This window comes from Mariniflexile sp. HNIBRBA6329 (assembly GCF_043558645.1).
Taxonomy (GTDB): domain Bacteria; phylum Bacteroidota; class Bacteroidia; order Flavobacteriales; family Flavobacteriaceae; genus Mariniflexile.
This window is the reverse complement of the sequence record NZ_JBIFXS010000001.1, coordinates 226702-248189: the sequence shown is the minus strand read 5'-3', so window position 1 is coordinate 248189 and position 21488 is coordinate 226702. Positions and strand designations below refer to the sequence as shown.

Here is a 21488-nt window from a genome sequence, read left to right as displayed (position 1 = left end):
GATGAAAAAGTTACTCTACATACTATCGTTTTTGTTCAGTTTTGTAGTATTTGCCCAAAACCAAGCTGTTTTTGAACAGGCAAACGCCTTGTATAACGAAGGGAAATATGGCGAAGCTATAGATAAGTACAAAAGCATTCTAGATGCTAAAAACCATTCGGCAGAACTGTATTTCAATTTAGCAAATGCACATTACAAGTTAAACAATATAGCACCAAGTATTTATTATTACGAAAAGGCTTTGCAGTTGTCGCCTAACGACGAGGATATAAAAAACAACCTAGCTTTTGCACAAAACATGACCATTGATGCTATAGATGTGGTTCCAGAAGCAGGCTTATCAAAAATTTTGAACAATGTTACCAATAGCATGACTTTTGATGGGTGGGCTAAAACCGCCATAGCTTTTGTGTTTTGTTTCGTTATTTTGTTTTTGGTCTACTATTTTGCCTATTCTTCATTAAGAAAACGGCTTGCTTTTTTAGGCAGTTTAACGGCTTTGGCCATCATGTGTGTTGCTTTGTTGTTTGCTTTCCATAAATACAACTTAGATAAAAAGGACAAGCCAGCCATTGTATTTGCAAAAGAAAGTTTGGTGAAAAATGCCCCAAACAATAGAAGCGAAGAATCATTCAGACTGCACGAAGGTACCAAAGTACAGGTTTTGGATACGGTAAATAATTGGAAAAAAATAAAGCTTCAAGATGGTAAAACGGGTTGGATTTCTGCGGAAGACATCAAAGCACTTTGATTATTGATGTATCTTTAACAAATAACCATATAATATGAACCTAGATAGAGTCTTTACGAACAATAAGCAATGGATTAAAGATAAATTGGCAACTGATGCTAAATACTTTGAAAATTTAGGTGAAGGACAAAGTCCAGAATTGTTATTTATTGGTTGTTCCGATAGTCGCGTCACTGCCGAAGAATTGATGGGTTTAGGCCCTGGTGACGTTTTTGTACACCGTAACATAGCCAATATGGTTTCAGGAACCGATTTAAACGCTATGTCTGTTGTAGAATATGCGGTGGTACACCTAAAAGTAAAACATGTGGTGGTTTGTGGGCACTATGCTTGCGGCGGCGTAAAAGCGGCAATGCAATCGGCCGATTTAGGTATTCTAAACCCATGGTTGCGCAACATACGTGATGTGTACCGTATCCATAAAACCGAGTTGAATGCTATTTCCGATGAAGAAAAAAAGTACGAACGTCTTGTGGAACTTAACGTTCAAGAGCAATGTGTAAACCTCATTAAAACAGCAGCGGTACAAAAAGCAGCCAGAGAACGCGGATTAAAAGTACACGGTTGGGTGTTCGATGTTCATACAGGGGAATTGATAGATTTAAAAATAGATTTTGAAAATATCCTTGAAAGTATCCGAGAGATTTATCATTTAGATTAATTTCTTATTCCTTCGAATAAAGCAATGCACTTTGCAGATTTATTTCAGCTTCCTCTTCTTCCAAATCATCACCAATAGGTTTTCCATTCACTATTATGTTGGGGAAAATCAAAGGAATGATAGATTTTACGGGCGTATATAAAACCGAAACTTCCTTATCTGCTTCTTCTGTAAAAGGAACAGGGCGGTTCATCTTTTCAAAAACGATAAGCACCGCGCTTAAAATAACGGCTATTTTCAGCCCACCAAAAAGGGCTCCCAAAAGTTTGTTAAACAATCCCAAAGCGGCAAAATCGGCAATTTTTGTTAGTGCTTTTCCAGCCAAGGCAATGGCCAAAACAATAAGTATCAGCGTACCAAAAAAAGCTACAATGTTAATGGTGTTTTCATTCCAATCTACTTTTTCCCTTAAAAATTCCGAGGCATAGGCACTAAAATGAAATGCGCCATAAACACCCGCTACCAAAGCCAATAACGATGCAATTTCAACAAAAAAACCACGCCAAAAGCCTCTTACAAATCCAAGTACCAAAAAGGCCAATAAAACAACATCCAAAGCCACCATATGTAATCCGTTTTAACAAACCTACAATTTTTTTCAATTTTAAGCATAACTATCCGCAAGAACCTAGAAGTTTGCTAACTTTGAACTTTTAAAACTTTAAACTTTTCAACTCAATAAATGTCTAGAGACGAACAATTAAAAGAACGTTGGGAATTGGTAGTAAGGAAACTATCCAATCAATTTGCCGATGGCGATAAACTGGACCTCGATGCCATTATTTATTTAATAGGCGTGCAAGAGCTTGGGCAGTTTGACCGTGAGTTTAAAAAAGACCACAAACTCGATTTAATGCACATTGCCATTTGCAAACTTTTGGCGCCCTATGGCTATTACGAGCTCGATTTTGTGGATGCCGAAGGTTGGCCACATTACAAAACCATTGAAACCTTGCCGCATCTAAAAGCAGGCGAGCAAAGTGTTTTAATGAAAGAAGCCATTGTAAATTACTTTTTAGAAACCGAGTATATCCAGTAGTTTTTTACGTCATGGCGTGGACGCAGGACGTGGCAATCTGTTAACCATTATCAAGTTCTATCCGTTTTGTTAATGGAAAAGATATAGAGATTCTGTTTTTATTTTGAAGGCTGTATATTATTGGTTTTCAGAAACATTTTAACTTTTTATTTGTTATATACGCCTTAGCTGTAGTTTTTTATTTTTTCCAATAACCATTAGTATGTCAACAACTATATAAGTTAAGGCTATAATTATTCCAATTATTCGGTGCAATGTCATTCCATCATCCAAAAATCCATCTATACAAATCCATAAAATAAAGAAGCAAAAAGGATAGAGTAGAAGCCTTGTCAAAATTTTTGTAAAAGTCCATTCTTTAATATTTTCTTTTTTTAATTCCATTTTCGGAATGTTTTCGAATTCAGGCTTATTTTCCTTTTCTATTTTTTCTATGGCTTCTTTAAGTTCTTCAGTCAAAATTTTTGTCTCGTACTTTGTTACATTAAAGAATAGTAAATAGAAAAAAAATCCCAATAAAGAAATTCCGATTATTCCAAAAAAGGCAGGCTTAAATTCAGTGGTAAATATTAAAATTAAATCAAACACAATAAGCAACACGATTGATATTTTCTTCTGAAGTTTGTAATAGGGATTTTTTTCTGTTTTTATACCGTTCAGTTTGCCATTTTGGTCAAAAGTCAAACGAAAAATCGGATAAGCCCCTCTTAAAAAGTGTGATGAACGCCAAATGAGAAGTTCATTTGGTTTAATTTCTCCACTATATTTTGTCGTGTTGTAAAAAAACGCATCGTTCCAATGATTTTTCAGAGTACTTTTTTTGTTCTGAACAATTAATTTTTCGATATCCTTTTTATCTACCATAAAGTTGGTTCAAATTACAGCTAACTCGTTATATAATAAGCTCCATCACTCATATCCCACAAATAAGTCAGAATATGAAAAGTTTATTGCTTCAGTTATCCTGTAAATATAAAATTAATTTATGTAAAAAAAATACGCTAAAATTTTAATTATTAATACTACGCTCTATTTACGTTTCCAAAACTTTTAAGCCATTCCAATTGCTAAAAACCGCCCATGGGTTTGTATTTGCCATAGTAATCTGTTTATATTTTAAAAGATTACTTGGTGGTTTTCGCCTCGTAATGACGATATTTTGATTAAATTTGCCATCATTTTGAACGAATCATGATAGACAAGATAAAAGAACTTATTGCCGAAGCCGATGCTTTTAAAGCACAAACCAAAGAGGAAGTAGAAGCTTTCAGAATTAAATACTTAGGAAAAAAAGGATTGCTTAACGATTTTTTTTCTGAGTTTAAAAACGTAGCCAACGACCAAAAAAGGGAATTTGGGCAAGTAATAAATACCCTTAAAAAAACTGCCGAAGATAAAGTAAACGCCTTAAAAGAAGAACTTGAAAGTAAAGAAGAGGTAAAAGGTGTTTATGGCGATTTATCACGCCCAGGGGATGCCATCCAAATAGGAGCGCGCCACCCAATTTCTATCGTGAAAAATCAAATTATAGATATCTTTTCAAACATTGGTTTTAATGTAAGTGAAGGCCCTGAAATTGAAGACGATTGGCATAATTTTACCGCATTAAACTTGCCAGAATACCATCCGGCACGCGATATGCAGGATACTTTTTTCATTCAAACAAATCCTGATATTTTATTGCGTACCCATACCAGTTCGGTACAAGTGCGTTATATGGAAAATAACCAACCGCCTATCCGTACCATTTCACCGGGTCGTGTGTATCGTAACGAAGCTATTTCGGCACGGTCGCATTGTTTTTTCCACCAATTGGAAGGTTTGTATATTGATAAAGATGTAAGTTTTGCCGATTTAAAACAAACGCTTCAATATTTTACCACCCAAATGTTTGGGAAATCTAAAATACGTTTGCGTCCATCATACTTCCCATTTACAGAACCAAGTGCAGAGATTGATGTGTATTGGGGCTTGGAAACCGAATCGGATTACCGTATTACCAAAGGAACCGGTTGGTTGGAAATTGGTGGCTGCGGTATGGTAGATCCTAATGTTTTAGAAAACTGCAAAATAGACTCCAAAGAATATTCTGGTTTTGCTTTTGGTGTTGGTATAGACCGTATTGCCATGTTGCTTCACCAAGTTAGTGATATCCGCTTATTAAGTGAGAATGATGTTAGGTTTTTAGAGCAGTTTAAATCTGCCCTATAACCCACTCATTTTAAACGATTTTTGAGGTTGTCTTAAAAGTGTAGTTCTATGTCATATTGAGCTTGTCGAAATATTTCAACATACTGATAATCAATATCGGTTTCGACAAGCTCAACCTGACAAATATAACTTAATACACTTTTAAGACAGCCTCTTTTTTATTTAACAATTATTTAACTTCGTTTAGTTCGGAAAAAACCGAACCTAAATTATATTTGCATAAAATTTTTAATGATGGAAGAGAATATATGTAGTAAAAAGAAAGCTCTGGTTGAAAAACTAGGTGTTCTTATTGAGAGTAAAGATCAATTGGCTCCTGTGGCAGCTCGTATTATGTCGTATATTATATTAACAGGAAAAGCAGGAACTACATTTGAGGATTTAGTCTCAAAGCTTTGTGCAAGTAAAAGTACCATTTCAACACACTTGAATCATTTACAAGATTTAAAAAAAATTGTCTATTTCACAAAGTTAGGCGACCGTAAAAAGTATTTCATAATGAATCAAGATGTTATTATACAAGGTATTGATGATATGGTTGAAACTTGGTGCAGCCAAAAAGAGCTTCATGTGGAAATTAAAGAATATAAAGAAAAAAAGAATTCGGTAAATCCTGATGCAGAATCGAAATTCGATTTAGAATTTCACGACGATTACATTCAATTTTTAGATGAAGCCACAAAATCAATATTGAAATTAAGAAAGAAAATAATAGAAAAGAATCATAATATAACTAAGTAACATGAAAAGAATCAATCTATATTCCATTGCAACTATATGTTTAACTTTCGTGTTATCAAGTTGCGGTAATAAAGAACAGCAAGCTGCACAAGCACCACCAGCATCTTTTCCGGTAGCTCAAATTCAGCATAAAACAGTAACAGGATACCAAGAATATCCAACAACCATTGAAGGTGTTGTAAATAGTGAAGTAAGAGCAAAAATTTCAGGCTACATTCAAAAAGTATTGGTAGATGAAGGTGAAAAAGTACGTAAAGGGCAGGTATTATTTAAGTTAGAAACCCAATCGTTAAGTCAAGATGCAGGTGCAGCAAAAGCACGTATTAATGTGGCTCAAGTTGAGGTGGATAAGTTAATCCCTTTAGTAGAAAAAAACATTATTAGTCCCGTACAGTTAGAAACCGCAAAAGCAAATTTAGCCCAAGCAAAGGCAAACTACAGCAGCATTGCCGCCAGTATAGATTATGCCACGGTAAAAAGTCCGGTTGATGGTTATGTGGGCGCAATTAAATTTAGAGAAGGCTCATTAGTAAGTTCAGGTGATGATATACCACTTACAACTGTTAGCGACATAAAACAAGTATATGCTTTTTTTAGTTTGAATGAAACTCAGTATTTAGACTTCTTGCAACATACCGCAGGCAATAACTTAGAAGAAAAGCTAGCTAATTTTCCAACCGTTAACCTGATACTGGCTAACGGAAATATGTATACAGAAAAGGGGAAAATACAAACCAGTTCGGGACAAATTAACCCAAATACAGGAACGGTAAGCATCAGGGCTATTTTTGATAACCCAAACCAGTTAATTACCAATGGTAACAGTGGAAAAATCCAAATTCCTATTGTTTACGAGCATGCTATAGTGGTTCCAAAACAAGCAACCTTTGAGCAACAAGGAAATATCATGCTGTTTAAATTAGGCGAAGGCAATAAAGTTGAAACGTCTATTATTAAAGTGAAAGCTACTGTAGATAATGTATATGTTGTAGAATCGGGCATAGATACGAACGATAAAATTGTGGTATCTGGTGTAGGTAAGTTGAGAGATGGTATGGTCATAGCGCCACAGAACACTTCTTTAGATGAAGCCATGAAACCCGTAGCTATTTTATTCAAAAACTAACAATCCCAAAACGTATTCGTTATGTTAAAAACATTTATTGAAAGACCCGTACTTTCAACAGTAATATCTATTATCATAGTTGTACTCGGTATCATCAGTATATCAAGTTTACCTATAGAGGAATACCCTGATATTGCACCACCAACAATTCAGGTGTCAGCATCTTATCCTGGTGCTAATGCTGAAACGGTGTTAGAGAGTGTTATCATTCCTATTGAAGAGCAAATAAATGGTGTAGAAGGTATGACGTATATAACTTCAACAGCTTCAAATAATGGTACCGCCTCTATAACGGTTTATTTTAATCAGGAAATGGATGCAGATATTGCTGCCGTTAACGTTCAAAATCGTGTGGCAAGAGCAAATCCGTTGCTGCCTCAAGAGGTAATTCGAACAGGAGTTACCACTAAAAAACAGGAAACAAGTGCGTTGATGTTTATTTCCATGTATTCGGAAAGTGAAGATTATGATGCTACATTTATTCAGAATTACTTAAAAATAAACGTGATTCCAGCCATACAACGTATTAGTGGTGTGGGCGATGTTAGTGTATTCTCGCAACAAGATTATGCGATGCGTATTTGGTTGCAACCGGAAAAATTAGCAGCTTATAATTTAATACCTTCAGATATTACAGCAGCTTTGGCAGAGCAAAATTTGGAAGCCGCCGCTGGTTCTTTGGGTGAAAATAATGGAGAAGCTTTCTCATATACTTTAACGTATAGTGGACGTTTTAAAGAGGAAAAACAGTATGGGGATATTGTTATAAAAGCATTAGGTAATGGTGAATTTTTACGTTTAAAGGATGTGGCAACTATTGAATTGGATGCACAGTCCTATTCGGCAAATGCCATGAGTTTAGGGCGTCCAGCGGTATTTATGGGAATTTTTCAAACGAAAGGATCGAATGCACAGGAAATTATAGAAAACATTAAGGTCACTTTAGAAACGGTAAAGAAAGACCTTCCAAATGGGTTGAATATTTTCGTGCCTTATGATACCAGCTTATTCCTAAACGCATCTATCGATAAGGTAATTAGCACGTTGTTAGAAGCTTTTTTACTGGTGTTTTTAGTGGTGTTTATCTTTTTGCAAGATTTCCGTTCTACATTAATTCCGGCAATAGCAGTTCCGGTTTCCATTATAGGTACATTCTTTTTCCTTAATATTTTTGGGTATTCCATCAACCTTTTAACGCTATTTGCATTAGTACTTGCCATTGGTATTGTGGTAGATGATGCTATTGTGGTGGTAGAGGCGGTTCACTCCAAGATGGACCAAGGTGAAAAGAACCCCAAAACGGCAACGTTAACAGCAATGACCGAAATATCGGGAGCCATTGTGTCTATTACATTGGTAATGGCGGCAGTATTTATTCCTGTAACCTTTGTAACAGGGCCTACAGGTGTATTTTATGAACAGTTTGGTGTTACGCTTATTATTGCCATTCTTATTTCGGCAGTAAACGCTTTAACTTTAAGTCCTGCCTTATGTGCTTTATTGTTAAAAACCCATAAAGATGATGAAGACCTTAAAGGTAAAAATCCGATACAGCGTTTTTACACACTATTCAATCGTGGGTTTAATGCCACGGTAGATAAATACGGAAAATCACTTCAGTTTTTATACAAAAGAAAATGGGTGCCTGTATTATTATTGGTTTTAGCAGTGGCGGGTATTTTCTACGCTTCAAAAACAACACCAACAGGATTTGTGCCTAACGAAGATAGAGGCATCATTTTTGCCAATATAGAATTACCTGCAGGTGCATCATTAGACAGAACAAATGCTGTAGCCAAAAGCCTGTACGACAAGATTAACGGTATTGAAGGTATAGCTGCGGTAAACTTTATTAAAGGTAGAAGTTTAATTAGTGGTTCTGGTAGTAATTATGGTTTTGGAATTATAAAACTTGAAGATTGGAGTGAACGTGGAGACGAATCACTTTCAGTACAAGCTATTACAGGTAAATTATTTGGTATGGCCGCTTCTATTCCCGAAGCTAATATTATTTTCTTTTCACCTCCAAGTATCCGTGGTTTTGGTAACTCTGCTGGGTTTGAAGTGAATTTGTTGGATAAATTTGGCGGTGAATTTACCGATTTGGACAAAGTGAATAAGGAATTCTCTATGGCGCTTATGGCACATCCAGAGATTAAATATGCCACGTCTTCTTTCAATACGAATTATCCACAATACGAAATGGAAATTAATGTGCCTTTAGCAAAAGAAAAAGGCGTACCAATTAATAGTATATTCTCCACGCTACAAGGGTATATTGGAGGTGTTTATGCTTCGGATTTCTCGCGTTTTGGAAAACAGTTTAGGGTTTACATCCAATCGTTGCCAGAAGATAGAGCCAATGAAAGTGATTTGAATAGCATGTATGTAAGAACGGATACTGGGGAAATGACACCCATTACTCAGTTTGTTAATTTAAAACGTGTGTATGGTCCGCAATCGGTAACCCGTTTCAATTTGTTCAACTCTACCACAATCACAGGTGCTACCAACGATGGGTTTAGTACCGGTGATGCTATTAGGGTTATTGAAGAAGAGGTTGCAAAACTCCCAAGTAATTATACCGTGGCTTATTCTGGTTTAACCCGTGAAGAAGTAAATGCCGGAAACCAAACCACCTTCATTTTTATATTAAGTATTCTGTTTGTGTACTTTTTGTTAAGTGCCCAATACGAAAGTTATTTATTGCCTTTAGCCGTGGTATTCTCCATTCCATTTGGTGTATTTGGAGCTTACATAAGCACAAAGATTTTCGGTTTGGAAAACAATATATATTTCCAAATTGCCTTAATCATGCTTATTGGCTTGCTCGCTAAAAATGCCATATTAATTGTAGAGTTTGCACTTCAAAGACGAAAAAGCGGAGAAAGTATCGTGAATGCCGCTATCCATGGAGCCAAAGCACGTTTACGCCCTATTTTAATGACCTCGTTCGCCTTCATTTTAGGGTTGATGCCTCTTGTGTTGGCCAAAGGTGTAGGAGCAGAAGGAAACAACTCGATTGGTACTGGTGCTGCCGGTGGGATGCTTATTGGTACTATTTTAGGGGTGTTTGTAATTCCTATCCTTTTTATATTATTTCAGTGGTTACAAGAAAAAGTTTCAAGTAAACCAGCAATACAAACTATTGAAGATTAAAGCTTATGATATCTATTATAAAACATACCTTGTTTAATAAAACCATACTTTTGGTGGTGGTTTCGGTAACATTACAAAGCTGTTTTGTTGCGAAAGAATATAAACAACCCGAGTTGGTAGAAACCCAAAATTTATACAGAACCGATAATTTGCCAACCGATAGTGTATCGATGGCAGATGTATCGTGGAAAACCTTGTTTACAGACCCTTATTTGAACCAATATATTGAAGAAGGGCTTCAAAATAACATGGATGTTCGCATTGCTATTCAACAAATAGTAGCTACCGAATCTTATTTAAAACAAGGAAAAGCGGGTTATTTTCCAACGTTAAACGGAAGTGCCAAATATACACATCAAGAAAATTCTGAAAACAGCCAGTTTGGTAGCGCTTTTCCACGGATTGACTCCTACGAACTAGCTGCCAACTTATCTTGGGAAGCCGATATTTGGGGAAAAATTAGAAGCAACAAGCGAGCATATCAAGCCAGCTATTTGCAAACAGTGGCAGCACACCAAGCCGTGAAAACGCAATTGGTTTCTGGTATAGCTTCTACATACTATCAATTATTGGCGTTGGATGCACAATTGGCAATCACAAAAGAAACGATAGCAACGCGCGAAAAAGGTGTAGAAACCATTCAAGCTTTAAAAGAGGCAGGACAGGTAACCCAAGTGGCGGTCGATCAAAACATTGCACAATACAACAATGCCAAAGCATTGGAAGTAGATTTGGAAACGGCTATTTTTAAAACTGAAAACGCCTTAAGTATTTTGTTAGGGGTATCGCCTCGAAATTTTGAACGTAACAGTTTAGATGTACAAGCCATTGAAACCAACATGAAACTTGGTGTGCCAGCAACCTTGTTAAGTAACCGGCCCGATGTAATGGCTGCGGAATTTGGGCTTATCCAATCGTTTGAATTAAGCAATGTAGCGCGTAGTAACTTTTATCCATCGTTAACATTAACCGCTTCTGCTGGTTTACAAAGTTTGGATTTTGATACGTTTTTTAACGCCAATTCCTTATTTGCCAATTTAGTTGGTGGGTTGGCACAACCTATATTCAATCAACGAAAAATTAAAACGCAGTACGAAGTCGCAAAAGCACAACAAGAACAAGCGCTTTTAAAATTTAAAAAGTCGCTTTTGGTAGCAGGTAATGAAGTATCAAATGCCCTGTTTGCTTACAATGCTGAAACCAGAAAGTTTACTTACAGACAAAAAGAAGTAGAAGCTTTAAGGCAAGCGGAAAGCAATTCGGAAACCCTTTTAAATAACGGGTATGCCAATTATTTAGATTTGTTGACCGCCAGACAAAGTGCTTTAACTGCCGAATTGAACGTTATTGATAGCAAATTACAGCAATTGCTAACAGTTGTTAATTTATACGAAGCACTTGGTGGTGGTTGGAAGTAACTTTTATAACTCCTAGTGAAATGTTTAATCTAGCTGAGCATTTCACTAGGGTTATTTTTATTTAACTACCATTTTTTGTGTATGAAAATATGAGTTGTAAAAAAATTTGATAATATATATACCAGAGTTTAAGCTTGAAATATTTATCTCGTTTTCACCTTTTTTAATATCTAAGGTTTTAATTATTCGGCATTGAGCATCATAAATTTCAATTGGTAAAGCTTTGTCTGTTTTATTTTTTATATAAACGTAGTCATTTGCTGGGTTAGGAAAAACGGAAACTTGATTTTTGTCCCATTCAGAATTATTTGTAGTAAGTACTAAATCTGATTGGTCTAAATATGTGGCATAGGATGATAAGAGAGACCCATTGTAAAATGAATTCGAAGTACTGGCTATAGCCGTTTTGGTTGTGGCATTATACCAAACTAAAATAACATCGTTATATGGGCCAATTGGAAATCCCATAAATGTATCAGAGTATGTATTAGTTATCTTAATCCTAAGAACATTATTAACGGTTGTATAAGGTAATATTAGTGTGCCATATCCATCAGCTGAAATTTCAGTAGTTCCAGTTCTAATATAAGTTTGTCCCGCAGCAATATTTTCACTTGTTCCTGAGAATGTTTCATTAAAGATATCATTGTAAGTAATAGGGTATTTAATAAACTCTCTTTTATCTGTGTAAATTTCTCGGAGTAATCCAGGTGAATAAAAACCTTCTATCGTTTGCCCAGAGGTTGAGTTGGAGAAATAAGTTTCTGCATTAGGGTTTGCAGTAAGAGCCACAGTATTTGCCTGAGGAAATGTAGATGGTTCCAAAGCACTTGTTAAGTCAACATAATTAGTTACTGCCGTTGAACCAGTGGCAGAAGAAAAATCCCAAGTTTGGTTTGCTCCACTTTGACTCACATCAAAAGTATAATTAGGTATGGATATATAATCAAATGTGTCCCCAATTTGAGGAGAACTAGTTGCACTTGTTAACGTAATTTGTGCATTTAAGCTAATAGCCATAATAAATGATAAAATTGTTAAAGTAATTTTTTGCATAGTATGTTTTTTTAATACAACTAACTTAATCTATTATTCTTAACTTGCAAACTAAACGAGATTAATTTTGTATTATAAATACTATTAATTTTGTTTTTTAAAAGACATGTTTTCTAATGAAAAAAGATATCGAAATCCCAAAAGTTGAAGGCGTTTACGTTGCCATTGTAAACGAGTATAATGATATTTATAAAACCCAAGATTGGAACGCTTACATAATAAACGATAAAGCCATTGATTTAGAAATGGTTTTGATTGTTGCTTCTGGTTATTCCGATGAGAAAATAACCTCTACTTTTAGAAAAAAATTGGATGTACTTCCAAAAAAAAGTTATGCTAAAATAGAGTTGATGCAAGAAGAATTATTTGCATTGAATAACACCTTTAAAGTATCGTTTTTTGAAGGAAACAAAATGTTTGATAAAACTTTTTTATTTAGAAAGAATACCATCAACTTAAAAGCGTTACAAGCTATTCCTTTAATGGAAGCTAAGGGTGTTTTGGTAAAATAAACCCTTCCGTCTTTGATTTCTTTAAGGGAAATCAAATCCACCTTCCCTTATTAAGGGAAGGAATTAATTACAGATAAGCTTTTTAGTTAAATGAAAAGGGAATTCTCCTCCTTCAAAAGGAGGAGTGGCTTCTATTTCGACACTTCGAAATAGAAGACGAGGTGGTTATTCAAAAGGTTTGAAATTGTTAACAATCTCATTCAAAACTTCGGGTAGATTTTCAAATATTAACTTATTTTCAAAACGAATGACTTTAAAACCTAAAGTTTCTAGTTGAGTAGTTCGCTCCAAGTCGTATTGTTGTTGTGCAAAATCGAAATGATACGCACCATCTAACTCAATGATGAGTTTTTCACTTGGGCAATAAAAATCAACAATATAGTTTTTGATACTATGTTGCCTTCTAAACTTCCTGCCATTTAATTGACTTTTTTGAAGTTGTTTCCAAAGTGTTGCTTCGGCTGATGTTAAACGCTTTCGAAGTTCTTTTCTGCGTTCTTCAAGATATTTTAAATTGTGAATGCTTTGTTTCATGGTTTACCCCTTCCATCATTGATTTCTTTAAGTGAAATCAAATCCACCATCCCTCAACAAGGGAAGGAATTGTTTATCATTAATCCAACTTCTCAGTCAACTTTTTAAAGGTTTTTTTAGGGTCTTTACCTTCGTATAAAATATCATAAACTGCGTTTATAATAGGCAATTTGGTTTTGCTTTTGTTCTTTTCATTAAGTAAATGGGCGCTTTTGGTAGCGTAATATCCTTCGGCTACCATGCTCATTTCCATTTGTGCCGATTTTACAGTATAACCTTTACCAATCATGTTTCCAAACATACGGTTTCTTGAAAATACCGAATAGCCTGTTACCAATAAATCGCCCAAATACGCCGAATTATTAATGTTACGTTTCATTTTGTGCATTTTCTTAATAAAACGTTTCATTTCACGAATGGAGTTACTCATTAGCACACTTTGGAAATTATCACCATAGCCCAAACCATGTGCAATTCCAGCAGCAATGGCGTATATGTTTTTAAGCATTACGGCATATTCTACACCAATAATATCGTCGCTAATTTTAGTTTTTATATAATCGCTAGATAAAGCATCGGCTATTTTTTGTGCTTTTTTTGCATCGGAACATGAAATGGTTAAGTACGATAAACGCTCTAAAGCAACTTCTTCCGAATGGCAAGGGCCCGCAATTACAGCAATGTCTTCATAAAGTGTTTTGTAATGTTCATGAAAATGTTCGCCAACCAACAAACCGGTTTCAGGTATAATCCCTTTTACTGCCGAAACTATAATTTTATTGGAAATATCCACATTCATTTTTTGTAATTCACTATAAATAAAAGCAGAAGGAATTACGAAAATGAGCACATCGGCATAGTCGGCAATTTCATTGATATCATTACTAAGCTTTAATTGTTCTATATGAAACTCAACCGAACTTAAATAATTGGGGTTGTGGTACTCTCTTAACAAATGTTCTTTGGTATAAACACTGCGCATGTACCAGCCAACTTCATCTAAATTTTCGCAAAGCATTTTTACAATGGCCGTTGCCCAACTCCCTGCGCCAAAAACCGCATATTTTAAAGGTTTGTTCATATATAGTTTTGTTGTTTAATACTTCAAAAATACATAAAATATTTATCTGTGTCGTGAAAGAGACGGATATAAAAGAAACAAGAATAGAGAAGATAGAATATAGATGGGAGACGGATGTTTAAGGACAGAAATAGAACACTGAGGCTGCTACTGTAAACTGTGACTAAAAAATTTTTGGCACGCGTTTTGAAAACCTTTAAAGTATAAACCCAAAAATGTTTGATTATGAAGACTATAAAATTACTTTTAGCATTTGCCTTAACAGCAACCTTGTTTACTTCGTGTTACCACGAGGTAATTGTAGACGATTACGATAATACCCCACAAATATCTTTAAACCAATTATTAGGATCTTACGAATTGTGGTATGTAGACATTAATGCTACCAAAGGCTACGGTGATACCCCGTTTTTACAAAAAGCCTTTACCATGTCGTTTAGAAATGGTAGTGTTTACGCAAACAACAATATTGTTGGTCTTGGTGATACAGGTAACGGTTTTGGAATACAAGTAGGAACGTATGATGCTTATGATATGATTTTAGATGTTTACCATGTTATTGATGGTTATGAAACTTTTGATATTTACCAAATTGATAATAACACCATCGAGCTTTACAACCCAAATAACGATACCTCATATTTTTTAGATGGCTACCAACGTAGCAATTTCGATTATGATTTTGTGTTTTACGATAACATCCATTATTTCTTGCAAGAATACAATGCTTGGGAAAAAGTATATACCAGTAATTACGGTGCTATAAATGAATTTGATAATGAAAATTATTTACAGTTTTTATCTGGTGGAAACGATTCGGAGTTTAGAAGTTCGCAAGATGCAAACGGTACAAGCGTGAATAATCTTTATTGGGATTATACAGGGTTATACGGTGTTGGAAATGTAACCGGAAATAACAAGCTTAAAACTTTAACATTAGATTATGATTATTTCGACAATGAATATTTCGAATTGAGCGTTATAAATGATGGAAAGATAGAATTGTATCACCCAGCATCGGGAACAGCGTATGAGTTTGTTGGTAAAGGTTATATACAATTTATGAAAACAACAGATACAAAAGGAAAAACTGTAACTACGGAAAAAATGCGTAAGTACAGAAAAGATAAAGTAGAAAACCCAAGAGAAAACACAAGGGTTTAATAAAAGTTTGGTTGGTTATTTAGTTTAGAAACCGTTTAAAGATTTATTCTTTGGGCGGTTTCTTTTTTTGGAAATGGCGAGTTAACCTGTTTAAAAGGTTTAATATAATCGGTCGCCGTTCAAAAAAAGCAGTTAGTTATGATTATAATAACAATATTAGCAACCTCCTTTTAAGGTAATCTTGAACTTTACAAATAATTAAATAATTACAAGTATGATAAAAATCCATAAAATAGTGCGTACAAGTCTGTTTATTTTTGTGCTTCTTAGCACAGTCTTGAACTTAAATGCACAAAACACGAGTGTTTCTACAGAACAACCTGAGCCTGGTCAGATTCCTCCACATCCACCCAGATTACCAGAAGGTGTAATTCCTGCATTTCCTGGAGCATGGGGAGGCGGTATGTTTACAACAGGTGGACGAGGCGGTAAGGTTATGGCAGTAACAAATCTTAACGATAGTGGCGAGGGTAGTTTACGAGCAGCCCTTGAAGCAAAAGGTCCTCGTATTGTTGTGTTCCGCGTAGCGGGTACAATTAAAACAGAAAGCGACCTAAATATCAATCATCCAGATATCACCATTGCTGGTCAGTCGGCACCTGGTGATGGTATTTGTATAGCAGGGACATTCAATATTAACACACACAATGTTATTGTACGTCATATTCGTGTACGCCGTGGTGTGCCAATAGGTGGACAAGGAGATGATAATATTGGTGGAAATCCAGATCATCACATCATCATCGACCATTGTTCTACAAGTTGGGGAATGGACGAAAACATTTCGCTATATCGCCACATGAGACCTTCGCTTGACGGTAGTACTGAAATTAAAGACCCAGCACAAAATATTACTATTCAATGGACAATTTCTAGTGAAGCACTCGATGCCAAAGGTCATGCTTTTGGTGGTACTTGGGGTGGCAATCCATCTACATTTCATCACAACCTTTTTGCTTGCAATACAGCTAGAAATCCATCAATAGGTATGTCTGGCGATTTTGATTTCCGTAACAATGTAATTTACAATTGGCGCCATCGCACTATGGATGGTGGCGACGAAAGTTCTCAAATAAACGTCATCAACAATTATTATAAACCGGGACCAGCGACCAATGAAAACATGCGTGCTGTTTTTGCACGAATAGAACAACGTAGTATGTATTCGCCAGGAAGCGCATGGGCTGAAGGCGAGTGGTACCCAAAGGCTAAAAGCAGACCGGGCAAATGGTATGTTGCAGGAAATATAATGGATGGAAATGAAGAACTTATTAATAACAATTGGGCAGGTATGCGTGGTCCAGAGGAAATTGCACGCGTAAATACACCATTTGTAGGATGGCCAGTGGCGCCTCATGATACTGCTGAGGTTGCTTTTGAATCGGTACTAGCAAAAGCTGGTGCTACATTACCAAAACGAGATGCTGTAGATAAGCGAGTTACCGAAATGGTGCGCACAGGAAAACCAATGACCGAGACAGGTATTATTAAAGATATTTCGGAAGTTGGGGGTTATCCTGAATTAACTTACGTGCCTACTTCAGTGCCTGTTGATACAGATGGCGATGGTATGCCCGATGAATGGGAAACTAAACATAAACTTAACCCTAAAAACGCAGCAGATGGCGCTCTTGATACTGATGGTGATGGATATACCAATGTTGAAGAATACCTAAATGGCACAAACCCGAACGAAAAAATAAATTACCGCAACCTTGGTAATAACATAGATACCATAAGCTAATTATAAGATTAGTTATTTAGTTTGGAAACCGTTCAAAGATTTGTTTTTTGGGCGGTTTCGTTTTTTAAAAAAGTTTAGTATTATGTTTTTGTGGTTAGGTAATTATTTTAAACTATGTTATAAATAGTCTTTATTTTTTTTATAAATTTCAAAAAAAGTTTTTCCTTTATAAACTTTAATTTTGTTTTTTTTAATCCATTCGATTTGAAGTGTATCTCGTAATATATAATTTCCTTTTTCATCTGACTCTATCTCTTTTTTGTTATTCACAAACCTATTAGGGAATTTAAACCTATCAGAATCTTTAGCTAATATTTCAATAATTTCAATTTTAGAATCAGAAATCCAATTCCAATTAGCTTTGAGGGGTTTTCTGTGTTCAGGATCAATTATCATTATTCCATTTCTATTGAAAACCATATCGGGAAATAACCTTTTAAATTTTGGATTATAATTAGCAGACTTAGCAAATGGATTTAATTTTTTATTGTTACCATCAACCATTTTAACAAATTGCCATTGACCAATCAAATCAATTTCATTTTTGGCTGTATTTTGGGCAGTGACTTCTAATATAGAAAGATAGATAAAAGAGAATATTATTATTCGAATTTTCATTAAACTAATTTAGAAATTTTTCGAAAGAATAAGCAGTTTTTACCTATAAAAATTCATCTCATCCAAATACTCCCAAACATGTTCAGGTAGCATGGGTTTAATGTTTTTATTTGCTTTTATGGCGTTGCGAATATGGGTTGAAGAAAGTTCCATAATTGGCGCATCGATATGGTGAATTTTTGCGTGCCCATCAAACTGGGTTTCAATTTTTTCATCCAAGGCACGTGGATACACATAAATATGGTGGTTTTCTAAAATAACCTCGTAGTTTTTCCACTTGTGGAAACTCTTTAAGTTGTCTTCACCCATAATTAAAGAAAACTCGTAATCGGGGTATTTTTCCTGTAAATAAACAAGGGTGTTTATGGTGTAATTGGGTTGCGGTAAATTGAATTCAATATCGCAAGGTTTTAGTTTGGAGTAGTCTTTAGTGGCGCGATACACCATTTCCAAACGCTGGAAATTATCCAGCAAACTGCTTTTCTTTTTAAACGGGTTGTGTGGTGTTACCACAAACCAAACTTCATTTAAATCGCTGTACTCGGCAATATGGTTGGCAATAACTAAATGCCCAATATGTATGGGGTTGAAAGAGCCAAAATACAAACCGATTTTCATTGAGGAAAAATTTAAGAATTTACAAAATCACTTACCAATTTTTCGGCTTCAGCAAAAGCTTTTTCTAAATCATCGTTTACTACTATAACGTCGAATAAAGGTGCTGTTGCTAATTCTGCTGATGCTTTTGATACACGCATATTTATTTTATCTTCCGTTTCCGTTTTACGATTTTTAAGTCGGATTTTCAACTCGTCTATACTTGGTGGTTTTACAAAAATAGCCAAGGTTTCTTTAGGGAATTTACGTTTAATACGCAGCCCACCCGATACATCAATATCAAAAATAACGTTTTTGCCCATGGCCCAAATGCGCTCCACTTCGGTTTTTAAAGTGCCGTAAAAATTATCGCGGTACACTTCTTCCCATTCTAAAAAAGCATCGTTTTTTATATTTTTTTTAAAAGCTTCCAACGATAAAAAGTAGTAGTCTTTCCCATCTACTTCAGTACCGCGTTTTTCCCTAGAAGTTGCCGAAATGGAGAATTCTAAGTTTAAATCTTTTAAGCCTAATAAATGCCTAACAATAGTTGTTTTTCCCGATCCCGATGGTGCCGAAAACACAATAAGCTTTCCTTTTTTTGTGGTGTTTTGTTCTGTCACTAATATTTTATTTTGGCTTTATGCCTTAAGCTATAGGTTGTAAGCTAAATGCGGGCCTGAAGCATATGGCGTATAGCATAAAGCTTTTAAAGCACGTTCAATAATTGTTCTTTAATTTTTTCCAGTTCATCTTTCATTTGAACCACCAGTTGTTGCATAGGTGCATAATTACTTTTAGAACCAATGGTGTTTATTTCGCGTCCCATTTCCTGACTTATAAACCCAAGTTTCTTTCCGTTGGAATCTTTGGAGTTTATAGATTCAATAAAATAATTCAAATGGTTTTTTAAACGTACCTTTTCTTCGGTAATATCAAATTTTTCAATGTAATATACCAATTCCTGTTCAAAACGGTTTTCGTCGTATTTGTCTTTAAGTTCTTCAACACCTTTCAGCAAGCGCTCACGCACGCCAACAATGCGGTCGGGGTCCATGGCAACAACTTGCTCCAGCAAATCATCAATAATAGCCACACGTTTATTAAAATCCTGTTCCAAAACTTTACCTTCATTTAAACGGTGATTATTTAAATCTTCAATGGCATTGTTAATTTCAACAGCTATCAATTCCCACTCGTTTTCGTCAATTTCTTCACGCACGGTGTTCAAAGCATCCGGAAAACGAACCGCCATTTTAAGCAATTCAATTTCATCGCCATCAACCACACCTCGTAATTGCTCAATATATTGTTTTACAACCGGTGTGTTAATTTGTGTTGAGGTATCTTCAGCCGTAGCTTCCACATAAATAGAAAAATCAATCTTACCACGCTCTAGGGCATCGGCAAGCAATTTTCTAATAGCAAGCTCCTTTTCTCTATAAATAGAAGGCATTCTAGCATTCAAATCTAAACTTTTGCTATTAAGCGATTTCAGCTCAATGGTCACTTTTTTGGTGGGTAATTGCAAAACAGATTTTCCATAACCTGTCATTGAATATATCATAAACGTATGTATTAAAGTATGCAAAGGTAATTAAAACCAAAGGGATAGAAAATACCTATTTTCCGTTAGGCAAATTACAACAAAAATTTGGGCGTTACCACAAGGGTCGGGTTTTATGCTATATCTTTTTTTCGTGCCTCAAAAAAGGATGCCGCTTCAAATGCAGAGCATTCACGATTTCCTTGATCTAAAAATAGAATGGATGAGTAATCCCTAACGCACCCATCAGCATACTTGGTTTTATGTTAAAAAATGCAGTTTAAATCTATAAAGTAGTTTTTAACGCAATTAATAAATACTTTTGTAACTATACATTACCTTTTTAAAGCAGATTAATGAAACACAGAACCCAAATAATTATAACAGCTATTAGTTTTTTTGTGGTATTGGCATGCAAAAACAAAAATACAGAGCCTGAAGTTTTGTCTCAAACAACCCATAAAACAGAAGTAAGCGATAGCCTAATCAAGAATCCACCCGCAGGTATGGTTTGGATACCCGGTGGCACTTTTCTACAAGGCGCTGTACCACAAGATAAAATGGCTATGAAATACGAAAAACCACAACACTCGGTAACCGTTGATGGGTTTTTTATGGATATAACCGAAGTAACCAACGCACAGTTTTCAAAATTTGTAAAAGAAACAGGGTATGTTACCATAGCAGAACGCGAAATAGATTGGGAAGAAATGAAAAAGCAATTGCCTGAAGGTACACCAAAACCTCACGATTCCATCATGCAACCCGGGTCATTAATGTTTAAAAAAACCAAAGAGTCTGTGCCTAATTTATACGATTTTTCACAATGGTGGCGCTGGGTAATTGGAGTAAACTGGAAACATCCAAGCGGGCCAGACACCGACATAAAAGGCAAAGAAAACCACCCTGTAGTACATATTGCCTACGAAGATGCGCAAGCCTATTGCAAGTGGGCAGGAAGGCGTTTGCCCACCGAAGCCGAATGGGAATTTGCCGCCAGAGGCAACAAAAACAACACCATATTTTTCTGGGGTGATGAACGTGATAAACTATCAAAAAAAGCAAATAGTTGGGAAGGCGAATTTCCTGTTTACAATACACTGGAAGATGGTTTTGAAAGAACGGCACCTGTAAAATCGTACCCACCCAACAACTTTGGTTTGTACGATATGGCAGGCAATGTTTGGGAGTTCACTTCCGATTGGTACAATTTAAATTATTATGACGAGGTAGCTTCAACTAAAAAAACAACCATCAACCCAAAAGGTGCTGATAAAGCATACAACCCTAACAATCCGTATTTACAGGAAAAAATAATAAAAGGCGGATCGTTTTTATGTAGCGATTCCTATTGTGCCAGTTATAGAGTATCTTCTAGAATGGGAACAAGTATGGATTCTTCTGCAGAACACATTGGGTTTAGAACGGTAGCAACTCCCGATATGCTGGAAAAGAAATAGTTTTTTATGGGCTTCCAAGTCCAGTTCAAGCCATTATTTATCTAGTTAGAATATAAGAAAAATTTCATAC

At 35.5% G+C, this 21488-nt stretch carries 21 protein-coding genes; 12 read left to right on the top strand and 9 right to left on the bottom strand.

Annotated elements, in window-relative coordinates; translation table 11 throughout:
* Position 1: 1 nt before the first annotated feature.
* Positions 2 to 751 (top strand): tetratricopeptide repeat protein, encoded by a 750-nt coding sequence (locus tag ACGK9U_RS01075; RefSeq protein ID WP_394464505.1) that lies wholly within the window; start codon positions 2 to 4, stop codon positions 749 to 751.
* A gap of 34 nt (positions 752 to 785) precedes the next feature.
* Complete coding sequence (locus tag ACGK9U_RS01070) at positions 786 to 1412, top strand: carbonic anhydrase (RefSeq protein ID WP_394464504.1); 627 nt, start codon at positions 786 to 788, stop codon at positions 1410 to 1412.
* Between the two features lie 4 nt (positions 1413 to 1416).
* Here ACGK9U_RS01070 and ACGK9U_RS01065 read toward each other — a convergent pair whose 3' ends face one another.
* The gene (locus ACGK9U_RS01065) at positions 1417 to 1977 is read right to left on the bottom strand and encodes a CvpA family protein (protein WP_394464503.1); all 561 of its coding nucleotides are present in this window, start codon (positions 1975 to 1977) and stop codon (positions 1417 to 1419) included.
* Between the two features lie 117 nt (positions 1978 to 2094).
* On the opposite strand from ACGK9U_RS01065, the gene ACGK9U_RS01060 reads away from it, so the two are divergent.
* Positions 2095 to 2451, top strand: coding sequence for a hypothetical protein (locus tag ACGK9U_RS01060; protein ID WP_394464502.1), 357 nt, complete (start codon positions 2095 to 2097; stop codon positions 2449 to 2451).
* A gap of 153 nt (positions 2452 to 2604) precedes the next feature.
* On the opposite strand, the gene ACGK9U_RS01055 is transcribed toward ACGK9U_RS01060, so the two are convergent.
* A complete protein-coding gene (locus tag ACGK9U_RS01055) occupies positions 2605 to 3315 on the bottom strand; it encodes a hypothetical protein (RefSeq protein WP_394464501.1) in 711 nt (236 codons plus the stop codon).
* Positions 3316 to 3642: 327 nt separating this feature from the next.
* Between ACGK9U_RS01055 and pheS the strand changes: the two genes are divergently transcribed.
* The 5 genes from pheS to ACGK9U_RS01030 all read left to right on the top strand — a co-directional run bounded on the left by pheS (position 3643) and on the right by ACGK9U_RS01030 (position 11106).
* Entirely contained in the window at positions 3643 to 4662 is a 1020-nt protein-coding gene (pheS, locus tag ACGK9U_RS01050; protein ID WP_394464500.1) for a phenylalanine--tRNA ligase subunit alpha, read from the top strand.
* 234 nt (positions 4663 to 4896) lie between these two features.
* Positions 4897 to 5403: a GbsR/MarR family transcriptional regulator gene (locus ACGK9U_RS01045; protein ID WP_394464848.1), complete on the top strand. Its 507-nt coding sequence runs from the start codon at positions 4897 to 4899 to the stop codon at positions 5401 to 5403.
* A 1-nt stretch (position 5404) separates the two neighbouring features.
* On the top strand, positions 5405 to 6529 hold the full coding sequence (locus tag ACGK9U_RS01040) for an efflux RND transporter periplasmic adaptor subunit (RefSeq protein WP_394464499.1): 1125 nt from the start codon (positions 5405 to 5407) through the stop codon (positions 6527 to 6529).
* A 21-nt stretch (positions 6530 to 6550) separates the two neighbouring features.
* Positions 6551 to 9688 carry an efflux RND transporter permease subunit gene (locus ACGK9U_RS01035; RefSeq protein WP_394464498.1) on the top strand — a complete coding sequence of 1046 codons (3138 nt, stop codon included), beginning with the start codon at positions 6551 to 6553 and terminating at the stop codon, positions 9686 to 9688.
* Positions 9689 to 9693: 5 nt separating this feature from the next.
* Positions 9694 to 11106, top strand: a complete 1413-nt coding sequence (locus ACGK9U_RS01030) for an efflux transporter outer membrane subunit (protein WP_394464497.1) — start codon at positions 9694 to 9696, stop codon at positions 11104 to 11106.
* A gap of 57 nt (positions 11107 to 11163) precedes the next feature.
* Here the strand turns inward: ACGK9U_RS01030 and ACGK9U_RS01025 are convergent, their stop codons facing one another.
* A complete protein-coding gene (locus tag ACGK9U_RS01025; RefSeq protein ID WP_394464496.1) occupies positions 11164 to 12162 on the bottom strand; it encodes a T9SS type A sorting domain-containing protein in 999 nt (332 codons plus the stop codon).
* A gap of 116 nt (positions 12163 to 12278) precedes the next feature.
* On the opposite strand from ACGK9U_RS01025, the gene ACGK9U_RS01020 reads away from it, so the two are divergent.
* Positions 12279 to 12674: a hypothetical protein gene (locus ACGK9U_RS01020; RefSeq protein WP_394464495.1), complete on the top strand. Its 396-nt coding sequence runs from the start codon at positions 12279 to 12281 to the stop codon at positions 12672 to 12674.
* A 165-nt stretch (positions 12675 to 12839) separates the two neighbouring features.
* Here the strand turns inward: ACGK9U_RS01020 and ACGK9U_RS01015 are convergent, their stop codons facing one another.
* Both ACGK9U_RS01015 and ACGK9U_RS01010 read right to left on the bottom strand, forming a co-directional pair.
* Positions 12840 to 13208, bottom strand: coding sequence for an endonuclease domain-containing protein (locus tag ACGK9U_RS01015; RefSeq protein ID WP_394464494.1), 369 nt, complete (start codon positions 13206 to 13208; stop codon positions 12840 to 12842).
* A gap of 79 nt (positions 13209 to 13287) precedes the next feature.
* Positions 13288 to 14289: an NAD(P)H-dependent glycerol-3-phosphate dehydrogenase gene (locus tag ACGK9U_RS01010; protein ID WP_394464493.1), complete on the bottom strand. Its 1002-nt coding sequence runs from the start codon at positions 14287 to 14289 to the stop codon at positions 13288 to 13290.
* A 225-nt stretch (positions 14290 to 14514) separates the two neighbouring features.
* Between ACGK9U_RS01010 and ACGK9U_RS01005 the strand changes: the two genes are divergently transcribed.
* Together ACGK9U_RS01005 and ACGK9U_RS01000 are read left to right on the top strand one after the other, a co-directional pair.
* Positions 14515 to 15453, top strand: coding sequence for a nicotinic acid mononucleotide adenyltransferase (locus tag ACGK9U_RS01005; RefSeq protein ID WP_394464492.1), 939 nt, complete (start codon positions 14515 to 14517; stop codon positions 15451 to 15453).
* A 214-nt stretch (positions 15454 to 15667) separates the two neighbouring features.
* Positions 15668 to 17197, top strand: a complete 1530-nt coding sequence (locus ACGK9U_RS01000) for a polysaccharide lyase (RefSeq protein ID WP_394464491.1) — start codon at positions 15668 to 15670, stop codon at positions 17195 to 17197.
* Positions 17198 to 17314: 117 nt separating this feature from the next.
* On the opposite strand, the gene ACGK9U_RS00995 is transcribed toward ACGK9U_RS01000, so the two are convergent.
* The 4 genes from ACGK9U_RS00995 to ACGK9U_RS00980 form a co-directional block, all read right to left on the bottom strand.
* Positions 17315 to 17815, bottom strand: coding sequence for a hypothetical protein (locus ACGK9U_RS00995; protein ID WP_394464490.1), 501 nt, complete (start codon positions 17813 to 17815; stop codon positions 17315 to 17317).
* A 39-nt stretch (positions 17816 to 17854) separates the two neighbouring features.
* Positions 17855 to 18433 carry a nicotinate (nicotinamide) nucleotide adenylyltransferase gene (gene nadD, locus ACGK9U_RS00990; protein WP_394464489.1) on the bottom strand — a complete coding sequence of 193 codons (579 nt, stop codon included), beginning with the start codon at positions 18431 to 18433 and terminating at the stop codon, positions 17855 to 17857.
* Between the two features lie 11 nt (positions 18434 to 18444).
* Positions 18445 to 19035 (bottom strand): guanylate kinase, encoded by a 591-nt coding sequence (gene gmk / locus ACGK9U_RS00985; RefSeq protein WP_394464488.1) that lies wholly within the window; start codon positions 19033 to 19035, stop codon positions 18445 to 18447.
* An 86-nt stretch (positions 19036 to 19121) separates the two neighbouring features.
* Entirely contained in the window at positions 19122 to 19979 is an 858-nt protein-coding gene (locus ACGK9U_RS00980) for a YicC/YloC family endoribonuclease (protein ID WP_394464487.1), read from the bottom strand.
* Between the two features lie 335 nt (positions 19980 to 20314).
* Here ACGK9U_RS00980 and ACGK9U_RS00975 point away from each other — a divergent pair, with 335 nt between their 5' ends.
* The gene (locus tag ACGK9U_RS00975) at positions 20315 to 21418 is read left to right on the top strand and encodes a formylglycine-generating enzyme family protein (protein ID WP_394464486.1); all 1104 of its coding nucleotides are present in this window, start codon (positions 20315 to 20317) and stop codon (positions 21416 to 21418) included.
* Positions 21419 to 21488: the final 70 nt, after the last annotated feature.